The sequence below is a fragment of the Paraburkholderia haematera genome (genome assembly GCF_905220975.1).
Lineage (GTDB): Bacteria > Pseudomonadota > Gammaproteobacteria > Burkholderiales > Burkholderiaceae > Paraburkholderia > Paraburkholderia haematera.
The window spans coordinates 12,090-25,389 of the sequence record NZ_CAJNBK010000009.1 but is presented as its reverse complement, the minus strand read 5'-3'; the positions used below and the strand labels follow the sequence as shown (position 1 = coordinate 25,389).

At 60.9% G+C, this 13,300-nt stretch carries 10 protein-coding genes; 4 read left to right on the top strand and 6 right to left on the bottom strand.

The window, feature by feature from the left end:
- Positions 1-8: 8 nt before the first annotated feature.
- From KHO23_RS17445 to KHO23_RS17430, 4 genes are all read right to left on the bottom strand, one after another.
- Positions 9-890, bottom strand: a complete 882-nt coding sequence (locus KHO23_RS17445; RefSeq protein ID WP_211612473.1) for a DMT family transporter — start codon at positions 888-890, stop codon at positions 9-11.
- A complete protein-coding gene (locus tag KHO23_RS17440; protein WP_211612472.1) occupies positions 883-1,698 on the bottom strand; it encodes a DUF2182 domain-containing protein in 816 nt (271 codons plus the stop codon). Before KHO23_RS17440 ends, KHO23_RS17445 begins: the two co-directional genes overlap by 8 nt.
- The gene (locus KHO23_RS17435; protein WP_211612471.1) at positions 1,695-2,297 is read right to left on the bottom strand and encodes a DUF1326 domain-containing protein; all 603 of its coding nucleotides are present in this window, start codon (positions 2,295-2,297) and stop codon (positions 1,695-1,697) included. The genes KHO23_RS17440 and KHO23_RS17435 overlap by 4 nt, the downstream gene beginning before the upstream one ends.
- A 239-nt stretch (positions 2,298-2,536) precedes the next feature.
- Complete coding sequence (locus KHO23_RS17430; protein ID WP_211612470.1) at positions 2,537-3,103, bottom strand: isochorismatase family cysteine hydrolase; 567 nt, start codon at positions 3,101-3,103, stop codon at positions 2,537-2,539.
- Positions 3,104-3,537: 434 nt separating this feature from the next.
- On the opposite strand from KHO23_RS17430, the gene KHO23_RS17425 reads away from it, so the two are divergent.
- Positions 3,538-4,332: a DUF899 domain-containing protein gene (locus tag KHO23_RS17425; RefSeq protein ID WP_211612469.1), complete on the top strand. Its 795-nt coding sequence runs from the start codon at positions 3,538-3,540 to the stop codon at positions 4,330-4,332.
- Between the two features lie 263 nt (positions 4,333-4,595).
- Here KHO23_RS17425 and KHO23_RS17420 read toward each other — a convergent pair whose 3' ends face one another.
- Together KHO23_RS17420 and KHO23_RS17415 are read right to left on the bottom strand one after the other, a co-directional pair.
- A complete protein-coding gene (locus tag KHO23_RS17420) occupies positions 4,596-5,627 on the bottom strand; it encodes a CobW family GTP-binding protein (protein ID WP_211612468.1) in 1,032 nt (343 codons plus the stop codon).
- Positions 5,628-5,645: 18 nt separating this feature from the next.
- Complete coding sequence (locus KHO23_RS17415) at positions 5,646-6,605, bottom strand: MBL fold metallo-hydrolase (RefSeq protein WP_211612663.1); 960 nt, start codon at positions 6,603-6,605, stop codon at positions 5,646-5,648.
- Positions 6,606-6,847: 242 nt separating this feature from the next.
- Here KHO23_RS17415 and KHO23_RS17410 point away from each other — a divergent pair, with 242 nt between their 5' ends.
- The 3 genes from KHO23_RS17410 to KHO23_RS17400 all read left to right on the top strand — a co-directional run bounded on the left by KHO23_RS17410 (position 6,848) and on the right by KHO23_RS17400 (position 12,862).
- A complete protein-coding gene (locus tag KHO23_RS17410) occupies positions 6,848-9,604 on the top strand; it encodes a UPF0182 family membrane protein (protein WP_211612662.1) in 2,757 nt (918 codons plus the stop codon).
- Between the two features lie 633 nt (positions 9,605-10,237).
- Positions 10,238-12,355 (top strand): glycoside hydrolase family 28 protein, encoded by a 2,118-nt coding sequence (locus KHO23_RS17405; protein ID WP_211612467.1) that lies wholly within the window; start codon positions 10,238-10,240, stop codon positions 12,353-12,355.
- Positions 12,356-12,538: 183 nt separating this feature from the next.
- A complete protein-coding gene (locus KHO23_RS17400; protein ID WP_211612661.1) occupies positions 12,539-12,862 on the top strand; it encodes a hypothetical protein in 324 nt (107 codons plus the stop codon).
- Positions 12,863-13,300 lie beyond the last annotated feature (438 nt).

Sequence of the window (13,300 nt, the reverse complement as noted above, 5' to 3'; positions counted from 1 at the left end):
GATAGACGCTACGTGCGAGGCCTCTGCGACCTGCTGGTCAGCACCATCGCGATGCCACCAAGGATCGCGGCAGAGGCAGCACCAAGGCGTGGTGTGATCGCTTCCGACAGGAACGCCACTCCGCCAAATGCAGCGATCAGGGGCACCGACAACTGCACAGTGGCGGCGCGCATGGACGAAAGCTTGCTGAGTGCTGCATACCATATGACATACCCGATGCCGGACGTGATCGCGCCGGAGGCAATCGCCAGGATGACCCCGGCCGCGCGTGCGTGAGCGTGGGAGTTGGCGAGAAAAAGCAAGCTCAACAATAGGGCGAGTGGCGCCGCACGCGCGAAGTTGCCCGCCGTGGCGGCGAGCGGATCGGCCACTCCACGGCCGCGCAACGAGTACACGCCCCACGCCACGCCCGCGATTGCCATCAACGCAGCGCCGAGAAGCGGCGGCGCGGCGACACCCGGCGATACCAGGTAGACAAGCCCCGCGACTGCCAGTGCGAGACCGAGCCATGCGATGGCTCCGAATTTTTCGCCGGAGCGCAAACCCACGCTGAACATGGTCAATTGAACCGCGCCGAACAGAATCAATGCGCCCGTGCCGGCGGGCAAGGTGAGATACGCGAAGGAAAAGAACGCGACATAAGCAAACAGCATGGCCGCGGCGAGCCAGTCGGTATGGCCGGGCGAGGACCGCTTCGACCTGAACCGCACGATGACGGCGAGCGCAATGGCTCCAGAAATCAGCCTGATGCCGGCGAAGCTGACCGGATCGATTTCCCCTTGCCGCAACGCGAGTCGGCACAACAGTGAATTGGCGGCGAAGGCAAGCATCGCCATCGAGGTGAGGACCGTCGTCTGAAAGGTTAGCAGGCCACCACGGTCTTCACTCATGAATCGCCACCAGGATGACTGCCCACGACAGCAACGCGATGCCGAGGGGCATGCTGAGACGCTGGCCCCAGCGAACGTTCTTTTCGATCGCCATCACAGCCGCAAGCAGGAGCATCCAGCCGAGGCTGCCGGTGCCGAGCGCGAACATCAATAGCATCAGCGCCCAGCAGCACCCGACGCAGAACAGGCCGTGCTGAGCGCCAAGCGCAAACGCGTGCCGTGCTTGCGCGTGCCCACGCCAGTGCTCGATGACGAAGCTCAAAGGCGTGCGGCACTTTTCAAGGCACCGGTACTTGAGTTTGCTGAACTGAAACGCGCCAGCCAATGCAATCGTCGCGACGCCGATCAGCCAGCCGTGCCAGGCCAGTGCGGGTACGCGTGCGAGCGCGGACAGCACTGCACTGTGGAGTCCGTGTGCGAGGAGTCCAAAAGCCCCCCACACCGTCATGTAGCCCAGGCCAAGCAGCACGAGGAGGCGCCCATGGTCCGGGCGCTGCGCCGTCAACCGGTCGAAGGCGTTGAACAACGGCAAGGTGGTCGGCAGCATCATGGCCGCCGTCATGAGAATCCACGCGGTGGCGTAGAGCACGATGGGCACGACCACGTCGCCGGCGGGAACAACACGGCACAGAAATGCCGCCGGCCCTGACGCTGTCCAGTCGCCGTGCTCGATATAGCGTCCGTATGGACTGCGCGCCCACGCCCATAACACCACCCACGCGAGCGCAATCAGCGCAGTCAGGACCGGCAGGAACACGTGAACATGGCGCGAGGCGCGGGACGGCGGCGGGCCTGCCGTCGGGTTCATGCGTCGAAGACAAACGTGCTCTGCAGGGCGTTGTGGTTTTTAATGTCGAGATCGATGCCGAGGGCGGGGTTCTTCGATCGATAAGTCGGGGCCTTGCCGACAAACACCGGAGCGCCTGGTACCGTCGAGAACACGGTGTCGGACAGAGTGGTCTGGCCACCGGTCGCACCGAGATAGGGTTCGAGTTCTGCGTAGTAGTTCGTGCCGATCTCGAGTTCGCCCTTGCCCGCGACCACGGTGAAGCGGATCGGCGCTCGCTCCACGGATACGACCTGGCCGATGAGCTTGACGAGGTCAGCTACCGGTCCGCCGGCCTGGCCGGTGTAGACCTTCAGCAGTGCCTCCTCCTGCGCCTTTGAGGCCTGGTCGTCGACATAGACCGCGGCAGTCCAGTTGCCTTGCAGGATATTGCCAGGCACATGGGCAACGACCGCGATGGTATTGCCGCCGACATCGATGCCTTCGACCGCTCCCTTGTCTATACGCCACGCGACAATTGTGTCGCAGGTACCGTTGTCAGGGTCCTCGCCGATCCAGCACGGACACAGGACTTTGCAGTTGCAAACTTCGAGCAGACGACCTTCCAGGTGATAGCTCATACGAACCTCCATTGAAGGCACGCGAACACCGACTTGTCGCCGCGGGGCGCGGCCGCAAGGGAATAGTAATTCTCCGGCGCGAGGTAAGCCAAGTCAAGTTTAATAGCGGTCGGGCAGGCGGTCGTGCGAGGTCATTGGGTGATTCACCTCGCGTGCCAAAAGGACTCTTCGACGTCCACGCTGCTTCAAATCGGACATTGGGGAGATCCCGGGTTTGCTCCGGCGTGGACGTCGAAAATCTAGGCGAGCAGCAGCAAGGCATCCGCGAGCGACAGCACCGTGGTGCGCGAATCGAATGCGGTGGAGAACAGATGTTCATGTACCACCTGATCCGGGTCGTAACAGCAATCCTTGACCGTGTACAAGCGGAAGTCCGCGTCGCTCGCATACGCGACCGAGGACAGCACGACACCGGTCGACGCAATGCCGACCATAGTCAGCGAATCGACACCTTGTGCGAGAAGTCGTGCCTGCAGATCGGTGCCGAAGAACACGCTGGCGCGATGCGCGATGATGACCGGCTCACTGGCCTGCTGGCCTAACTCCGGCGAGGTCCTGTCGTCGACGAAGAGGCCAAGTTGCTTGATTCCCTGCCCATTCTTGTTCAATGGGCTGACTTCCGGATAGCCCGGGCTGAACCGGAGGTTGGCAAAATAGACGCTGACGCCTTTGGCCCGCGCCGCGTCGCACAGCTTGCGCGTATTGGCGAGCAAGGCCGGTGCGACCGATGGAAAGAGCCCGAGAATATCGGTCTGATAATGCATGACGACAAGCGCGGTATGCGCCGGCGCGATTGCCGGAATCATGACGGACACCACCCAATAGCCTCTGCCAACGCTACTGCCTCCATTGACACTTCTCCTTTGCTTCGACACGCGGTTCATATTCACAACCAGAGAACGTCGAACGCAGCGAAGCATCCATTGTCAAAACGACGCTTCGCTGCCGCGGAAATAATACTTCATGTCGTCACACCGGTTTGCTGTTTAGACGATGTACCGTCCGCCCGCCTTGCGCAGAAGATGCAATCATCGGCGGCGACGAACCCTTCGCATCCTTCCCCGTGCATTGCCGGGAGGAGCCGCGACCCTACCTGAATACCGCCACACTTGTTACTCCCCACGTTCGCTTTCCGGTGCAAAACTATCTCACGGCCAACAACCAGCGTTGAGCAACGAATGGACTCGCGCTTCAGCCACGAGGCGCGGGAATTCACCCAAACCAGGAGATTGCAAAAGCCATGACTACATCAACCGAGAACGGACAGAAAGACGGACAACCTGCCATGCACACACCGCCGGTCGTGTCGGCGCAGGCGTGGGAATCGGCCCGCGAGCAGCTGCTCGTGAAAGAAAAAGCTCAGACCCGCGCCCGTGATGCTCTGGTCGCCGAGCGTCGGCGAATGCCGTGGATGGCCGTGGAGACGGCGTATGTGTTCGACGGGCCCGCGGGCCCGGCCAGCCTGCTCGAGCTGTTCGAAGGGCGGCGTCAGCTTATCGTGTACCGCGCCTTTTTCGAGCCCGGCGTGTTTGGCTGGCCAGACCACGCTTGCCGGGGCTGCTCCATGGTGGCCGACCAGGTCGCTCACCTTGCCCATCTGAACGCGCGTGACACCACGCTCGTCTTCGTCTCGCGTGCGCCTCAGGCGGACATCGCGAGGTTGAAGGCGCGGATGGGCTGGCAGATGCCGTGGTTCTCCCTCACGGACAGCTTCGACGCCGACTTCGGCGTGGCGGAGTGGCACGGCACGAACGTGTTCTACCGCGACGGCGACCGCGTGTTCCGCACTTACTTCATCAACAACCGCGGCGACGAGCAGATGGGCGGCACCTGGAACTACCTCGACATCACGCCGCTGGGCCGGCAGGAGGTCTGGGAAGACTCGCCCGAGGGCTATCCTCAGACCCCGACCTACAAGTGGTGGAACTGGCACGACAGCTACGTCGCAGAAGCCGCGCCCGACAAGAAGTGGGTCGAGGTGTCGGACGCGGGTGAGGCGGCGTTCCGGAATCAGGACGCGGTCACGAAGTCATGAGCCTGTATCGGGTCTTGCCGGCAACGCCTTATCGTATTGAGAGCTTGCCCCGGTCAGTGATTGCAAGTGAGCGAAACCAGCCGCGTTCGCAAAGTCTGGGAGACGCCAGATCGCGCCGTTTGCTCCCCATGAACCCTCCGTGACATCGTGAACGATGACGGAGGTCGCCAGGCGGCGTTGCTCTGTAGCGGGCAACGCTTGCCTGAAGGCATCGTGAACCAGACGTGCAAACTCGCCAATCTGATCTGGGGCATTCGACGATGTCACGTACATTGGTTTAATTCTTGTCCTGCTTCACGCAGAAAATGGGTAATCGTTTCCTCGATCACCGACCTGGCGAGTCCCTGCACGATGAACACGAGCCGTGTCGTGTGATCGTCGTCAGGCCACGCTTCAAGTCGCAACGGTTCGTGCAGCAACTGCTGCACGCCATGGAACACAACAGGCCGCGATTCGCCGATGAAATTGCCGATCCCCTTAACCCGCAGGATGCGTTCGCCGTGATAGCCGAGCAGGACGGTCAGCGCGGTTTCGAATGCCCGCATCGGCAATGCCTGGGAATAAGTCAGGCAGAAGCTGTCGATGTCCGGATGAGCCACACGTGACGCCGCAGCGCCACGCATCAGCAGCTTGCGCGGCGAAGGTTCGGCGCGTAACCAGGGCCGCAAGGCACGCGGTGTCAGGATGTCGAGCAGCTGTTGTGCGTCGATCTCGCCGTTGTGCACCGGGATGCGCGCCGCCCCCGGATTCAGCGCCTCAAGCGCGGCCTCGAGGTCGGCAAGCTTGGGCGCATCGACCAGTTCAGCCTTGGTCAGCAACAGCCGGTCCGCGACTGCTACCTGCTGACGCGATTCCTCATGCCGGGCGAGTTGCGCGGCGCCGTGTTTCGCATCGACGGTCGTCACGATGCCATCGAGTTGTAAACGGCCTTCAAGCGCCGGGTCACCCAGCAGCAGCGAGATCACCGGGCCAGGGCGCGCAAGCCCGGTAGTCTCGATCAAAATCCGTTCGAAGGCGGGAATCTCGCCGCGCGTGCGGCGCTCCAGCAGATCGGCCACGGTCGCTGCCAGTTCGTCGCGCACGCCGCAGCACAGGCAGCCGTTTTCGAGCAGCGCGACGGTCTCGTCGCGCGAGGTGCTGACGAACAGATGATCGAGACCGATCGCGCCCAGTTCGTTGATCACCACGGCACAACGGCCCAGCGCCGGTTGCGGGAGCAGGCGATTAAGCAACGTGGTTTTACCCGAACCGAGAAAGCCCGTCAGCAACGTCAGGGGAATCGCAGTGGATTGCATGGTGGCTCTTCCTGACACTCAGATCACCTGCAGGTCTTTACCGACGATGATCTGTCCACCGAATTGCTTGCGTGCATCGGCGGCCCACATCTCGTCGGTAATCGCGGGATCGCCGCCTGGCACGAAATGGCTCAGCACCAGCGTCTTGACGCCCGCCGCCGCGGCAATCTTGCCGACCTGCTCCGTGGTGGTGTGGCTCTTCACGAGGTGATCGAGCAGCGTCGGCGCGTTGTCGACGGTCTTCATCAGCTTTTCGAGCGCGGGCAGGTACATCACCTCATGCACCAGGACGTCAGCGCCTTTCGCGAATTCGGCAAGCGCAGGGTAGTAGGTCGTGTCGCCGGAGAAGACGACCGTGCGGTCCCGCGTCTCGAAGCGGTAAGCGAATGCCGGCTTGATCGTGTAGTGGTCGACCAGTGTCGAGGTGACGCGCACGCGGTCGTCTTCCATCACGAGACGCGGACCGTCGAATTCATGGATGTTGATCAGTGGCCGCAACGGCGGGCGGCCTTCTTCGCGCATTCGCACGTCGAGGTCGATTGCGTTCATGTCGACAAAGTCATCGATCATCTTTGTCATGCGCGGCGGCCCGTAGAGGTTCACGGGCGTATGCAGGCCGGTGGCCCAGGCGAGGAACACGAGGTTGCCGAGGTCGGCGTTGTGATCCGAATGATGGTGGGTCAGGAAGATGTCACGGATGCCCGGCAGCTTGACGCCCGCTTTGGTCAACTGCAGCGCGACGCCGTTGCCGCAATCCACTACGTAGGGCTGACCGTCGACCACCAGCACGTTCGACGGCGCCGCGCGCAGGTCGGACGGCGTCGGGCCTCCCTTGGTGCCGAGCAGGATCAGCTGTGTGCCTTTTGCTGAGTGTCCAGCGGCGGGTGCAGGTGTTGCGGAGTTGGCCGGTGACTGCGCGTGGGCGTCCTGCATCCACGGCAGCGCTGCGGTGGTGCCTGCTGTAACGGCAATACGCATGAAATCGCGGCGGGAGCGTCCGAACGGCTGATCACTCATGGCTCTATGTCTCCTGACATTTTTTGATGGGATGTGTTCGATTGGCACTCGGCGCCTTGACCGCGCCGGCACGTTTTTGCGGCTTCAATAGTCCCGGGCCAGGTCAAGGATGTCAAATCAATTCCGGAACGGGCGAGCGTACGCCTCCTGCCTCACCGGACTACAATCATTTATACGACCCTAATACCGGCAAAGGAGGGGCAATGCTTTGGCAACCCATCTCCCGCATGCGTTCGAGGCGCACCGCAATCACTGTGGCGGTCGTCGTGGGTGGCCTGATCGTCGTCGGCCGTATCACCGGCCTCGTGGTCGACTGGCTGTGGTTTTCGTCAATCGGTTATGTCGGCGTTTTCTGGACGGTTGTCTCCGCCAAGGTGCTCCTCTTTGCCGCGGTGTTCGCAGCGTCGGCGAGCGCAATCGCCGCTTCGGGGTTCCTCGCGCATCGTTACGCGAGGCGTCCAGGTAGCTGGCAAGTGGAAACGGCCCGTCTATCAGGTACGCCGGAGTTCATCAGCGAACTGGCAGACCAGCTCGCCCCACGCATTCCCTGGCGCGCGAGCATTACCGGTTGCGCTATTGCCCTGGGGCTGATCATTGCCACCGGCGAAATCTCCAACTGGGATCTGGTGCTGCGCTTCCTTCATCAAGTGCCCTACGGCGAGCGCGATCCTGTTTTCGGCCTGGACATCAGCTTCTATCTGTTCTCGCTGCCCGCTTACCTTGTGTTCAAGAACTGGCTGCTGCAGGTGCTCGTTTGCAGTGCGATCCTTGCCGGCGTGATCTACGGGGTGCGCGGCGATATCACGTTCGATCGGCCGCCGCGCGGGCTCTCAGGCGCTGCCGCCACTCATGGCGCAGCGCTGCTCGGTGCGTTCTTCGTCCTGAAGGCCGGGTCCTACGTACTCGACCGCTTTTTGCTGCTCTACGGCGATAACGGCGTTGTGGTCGGCGCCGGTTATACCGACATCCACGTCGAACTCCCGGTCTTGTGGGTGCTTGCCGGTCTTGCTGCCGCCGCGGCTGTCGCGTCGTGGGTCAACATGCGCCGGCTGGACTATCGGATTCCTGCTGCCTCCGTGTTGCTGGTGTTCGGCACTTCGTTCGTGTTCGCTCTGATTTACCCGGCGCTGTTCCAGCGCTTCTACGTCAAGCCGAGCGAGCTGCAACTGGAGATGCCCTATATCAAGGACAACATCGCGCTAACGCGAATGGCCTATGGCCTCAGCCAGATCGCGGTAAAGCCGTTTCCGGCCGAACAGGAATTGAATCTCAGCTCACTCGAAGCCAATCGGGCGACCATCGACAACATTCGCCTGTGGGATGTGCAGCCGCTGATGGATACGTACGCGCAGCTGCAGGAGATCAGGACTTACTACAAATTTTTCTCCGTCGATATCGACCGCTACCGGCTCGACGCTGGTTACCGGCAAGTGATGCTGTCGGCCCGCGAACTGGAACCGTCGATGCTTTCCGCGAACGCCCAGACCTGGGTGAACCTGCACCTCCTGTTCACGCACGGCAACGGCGTGGTGATGTCGCCCGTCACCGAAAAATCGACAGAAGGGTTGCCCTCCTTCTATCTGCAGGACATTCCCCCCGTGACTCACGGCGGGCCGGCCATTCGCGAGCCGCGTCTGTATTTCGGTGAAGGGGGAGAGGGCTACGTCATCGTAAAAGGCAGCGTCGCCGAATTCGATTACCCCAAGGGTAAAGACAACGTCTATGCCAGTTACAGCGGAAGCGATGGGATTGCCATCGGCAGCGTCGCACGCCGCAGCCTCTTTGCCTGGGAGTTCGACGATCCGAATATCCTGCTAACGGGCTACATCACGAACGCTAGCCGCATCCTGCTGCACCGTAACATTCAGGACCGCGTAAGGACGATCGCTCCGTTCCTCACCCTCGACCATGATCCCTATCTCGTCGTAAGCAATGGACGCCTTTTCTGGATGCAGGACGCCTATACGACAAGCCGCTGGTTCCCCTACGCCCAGCCGGCTTTCGGCGATGGCGCCAACTACGTCCGTAACGCAGTCAAGGTTGTGGTCGACGCCTATAACGGCACGGTGGATTTCTATGTGAGCGATCCTGCCGATCCGATCCTGCGGACTTATCAGCGCATCTTCCCGGGCCTGTTCAAGTCTCTCGCGGCGATGCCGCAAGACTTGCAGCAACATATCCGCTACCCCGAAGACCTGTTCCTGATCCAGGCGCGAACTTATCGGGCGTACCACATGGATGCGCCGGAGGTTTTCTACAATCGCGAGGATCTCTGGCAGTTCCCCCGGGAATTGATCGGCATTGATGGCGGAAATAGTCCCGGCACGCCGATGACGCCTTACTACATGATCATGCGGCTGCCCGGGGAGCCGCGCGAGGAGTTCGTTCTGATGCTGCCGATGGTGCCCAGCCAGCGCGACAATATGATCGCGTGGCTCGCCGCCCGTTGCGATCCACCTAACTACGGCAAGCTTATCGTCTACGCGTTCCCGAAAGACAAGCTCGTTTATGGGCCGTTCCAGATCGAGGCGCGCATTCAGCAGAACACCGAGATTTCGCAGCAGATTTCGCTGTGGAACCAGATGGGTTCGCGCGTCATTCGCGGCCATCTTCTCGTCGTGCCGATTGAGAACTCCATCCTCTACATCTCTCCTCTCTACTTGCGGGCGGAGTCGGGGCAGTTGCCCGAGTTGAAGCGGGTGATCGCCGCGTATGGGGACCGGGTGGTGATGAAGGAAACTTTGGGCGAAGCGCTGGCGGCGCTCTTCAAGGAAAGCGTCCCGCTCGCACCGCAGCCCCAGGGCACGGCGGACGCGCGTGCTCGCGAGGCGCTTGCACACTATGACCGTGCGATCGAGCGATTGAAGGCGGGGGACTGGAGTGGTTTCGGCGCGGAACTGGATGCGTTGCGGCCACTGCTCGAGGCGCTGGGTGGTGGTCGTTCGGAGGGGCAGAAGTGATTCGTAGGTGAGTGGGCGCGGTGTGCGCTCGGTGCCGGAGTGGTTGAACGTCGGATCGTTGTTATACGTTGTCGTATAACAATATTATTTCAGCATGTTTACGAAATCCTTTGATTAGCGAATCATCGGGTAAGTACCGCATGTACGGTCGCGCGTATGTTGACTAGAATTCATATGTCATCGTATAACTTAATAGAGGGCGTGGTGCGCGGATACTTGCCAGAAGGCGCGTGCGTGCGTTGCACGTGGACAACCCACCGAAATCATCGGCTGCGACTGGGATGTCCCAAGAGGCGACCCCTACCAGGCCCGCTTCTTCATATCTCGCGGTTCTCTTCAGCGTGATCAATGTGCTGACTCTCGTGTCACCGTTTCAGCGGGAATTCTCAACTTGATCGGTCGATAGTTTTTCGCGCGGCGCTTTGCGCAAGGTCTGACACGACGGCGGTCAGAGGCGCTTCCGATCCCGCTCGGGACCCTGCCGGCTACGTTCCGCAGTCAAGGCCGCTGTCGCGGTCACGCGAGAGCCTCAACGGCAAGATTGGTTAACGTGAAAGCAGGTCGCTGACGACCAGCCGGAGTAAATCGGCAACGAGTCTGAATGATTAGTAGTATTTATTATAAGGATGGACAATGCTTGATAGATTTACAGTTTTCCCATGCATAGTCGCAACGCTTGCCGTGTCACTTTCCGCTTGCGGTAGTGGTGACAGTTTGCCTGCATCTTCGACCAGCAATACCGCTCCGGCGGCAACAGCACCCGCTGCATTCAAGGTCGGGGTGGCTAAAAGCGATGCCGCGCTTCCGTCCGCGCCGCAACTGCCGACTGCCAGCCAGGTCTGCAGCACGCTCGAAGCCAGTAACAATCTGGTACGCCAACCCAGCGGCGCGCTGGGGCCCGAAGCCGATAGCGGTACGACGTCTGCCATTCTGAATCCGGATCAGGCGCGCATTCAGGCGGCGCTCGACGCTTGCGGCGCCGCGGTAGACGCTCAGGTCGGCGCAGCCATCTATGCTGCGGACTCCGCAGCGGCCGCATCGCAGACCGCGGCGGCCGCGCCGAATGTCAACATTTCTGGCGCGTCGGCCCAGCAACTGGCTGCTGCGCAATATCACGCCCAACAATTCGCTGTTCATCTGGTTGTATCGAGTACCGGCCCGGGCAACGCGTTTATTACGGGACCGCTCACGCTACCGTCTGGCGTCACGCTCTGGATCGACACGGGCGTGACGGTCTATGCGACGCGCGACGTGATGGCTTATGCGCCCAACGTGGCAGGGCCTTATTGCGCTAACACGGCGGTCAGCTCGACCAAGGCAGGGAGCTCCAGCAACTGCCTGCCACTGATCGGCGGCAGCTACCTCGTCAATTCCGCTGTCGTCGGCGGCGGCAGTATCGACGGCCGGGCTGCATCCGAGATCGTGAGTTCGAACCCCCTCTATCCGTTGATGCGCGTCGACCTGACTTGCACGAACACCTATGCGTCTTATGCAAAGGGACTGCAGGCTGGCGTCAATACGCCCTGCGACGACGGCGGCACCTTCGTCGATCCTTCAGCCTCGTCCCGACACATGACCTGGTGGGATTTGGCGTGGCTCGGCAACATGATCGAGAACGGTACAACCGGGGTCGGCTCGCAGTCGAACTTCCGCATGATGGTCTTCAACTACGCGAAGAATCTGACGCTCTTCGGCATCACGCTGAACAACAGCGCCAATTTCCACGTCGTGCCTAGCGGCGTCGACGGACTCACGGTCTGGAACGTCAAGGTCCAGACGCCGTCACTGTCGGCTTCGGCGAACCCGGCGGGCAATGGCAATCCGAATTATCTGGGCATGGTGCCGACGGTCGACACGGCCAAGAACACGGACGCGTTCGATCCGGGTTCCTCTTCCAAGCCGGTTGTTCAGGCTTTGGCGATCGGAAGCACGAAAAACTCGGCGGCCGGCAAGATCGCGTTTGACGGGTACCTCAAGAATGCCGTCTTTGCCTATAACTACATCAGCACCGGCGACGACGACATCTCTCCGAAGGGATCCAATAACCCGAGTCCGACCGGCTCAGGCTTGTTCGGCATCGACGGCAACCGCAACGTTGCAACCGATCGGCAATACGGGTTTGTCATCGCCCACAACCATATTTATGCGGGCCATGGCATCTCAATCGGCAGCGAAACGAATGCTGGCGTCACCAACATCCAGGTCTACGACAATTCGTTCGATGGCTCGGAACAGGCGCTGCGCATCAAGTCCGATTGGGCACGAGGCGGCATCGTGACCAACATCAATTACAACAACATCTGTATTCGCAATAGCGGGCAGGCACTGCTGTTCACGCCGTACTACAGCACCAAGGCGTTGCCGAATCCTACGTCGCCGCTCTATCCGGACTTCCACAACATCTCGTTGTCGAACGTGCATATCATTGGCGGCACTTCGGCGGTATTCGAGGGATTCCAGGCCAATACAGGCGGCATCACGCATGCGGCACTCCCGCTCGGCATGACGCTCACCAACGTGCTCGCCGATTCGCCGAGTAACGTGGCGGTCACCACGTCCGACGCGAACCTGACGCTGAACAATGTGAACCTGCCGATTTTCCCGTCGACCGCGAATCGGGTCGTCCTGACCGGCACCGCATCGCAGTTGCTGAGTACGGCGAACGCGGTGGATTGCAGCAGCGCCTATGTCGACTTTCCGGGCATCGGGGATTCGTCGCCGACCGGCCAGACGTGGGCGGGTTCGCAGTAAGCAGACAGACGTATCGCGTGCCGCGCGTTGAAAGGCGGCACGCACTGACACCCTGCTGCGCCGCAAGACGCAACCGTGGTAAAAATGTCAAAGCAGTGTGCGTCACAATTTTGAAAAATATTGGCCTGTGCCACCATGGACTGGCCAGCTTCTGCTTTTAAATTTGTGATCCACGGGGGCTCCATGAGTAGCCATGAGCTGATTTGGGCAGCGGTGTCGCACAACAGTGACGGCGTCGTCTTCCAGGTTCGTATTGCCCACGGACTTCAACGTTTCTATGTTTCGCGCCGCGTGCTTGAGGATGTGTTCGACCTCGAGCGGCGGGCCTCAGACGCGAAACAACTCGAACTCTTCTATCAGTGTCTGGAGCGCGTTCTGGTTCGAGCCAGCAAGAAGCGCTCGATTGCCAGCTCGGACACGGTTGCACTTCAGACAACGGATTTCATTCCGTCGGGTAACAGGGACAGCAGATCGGATCTGCATACCAGCGCACGAAGCGCGATGTAAGCAGCACCGGCGCGGCAGCGTTCGCCCCGGTCGTTGAGATGAACGTTCGAGCGGATTCGGCACGCCAGGACCGGCGTGCCGAATCCGCTTGTCACTCGGACGTTTAAACGCCAACTCCACACCTGCAACCGGTCATTCGATCGGCAATTGTGAACATTGAAGCCAACTTCCAGACTCGCCCCCGCTGCGGATCGATGTGAACCCGTCATTCATCAGACAATTGTTGCCGCAGGTCATCTCAGGCAGGAGTCCGAACTCGACGTGAATCAGGCGAACCGCGACGGCACGACCTGACTCGACGTGCCCGAAACGGAAAGAGCGACAACTATGGTTTCCTGAATAACCATGTTGCACTGCGGAAGGATGTTACTGCGGCGGCGCGCTGTACTCGCCCTGCAGCGGGCAGCCGGCCCTGTCTCATTCCGTTGCAAGGTTGCA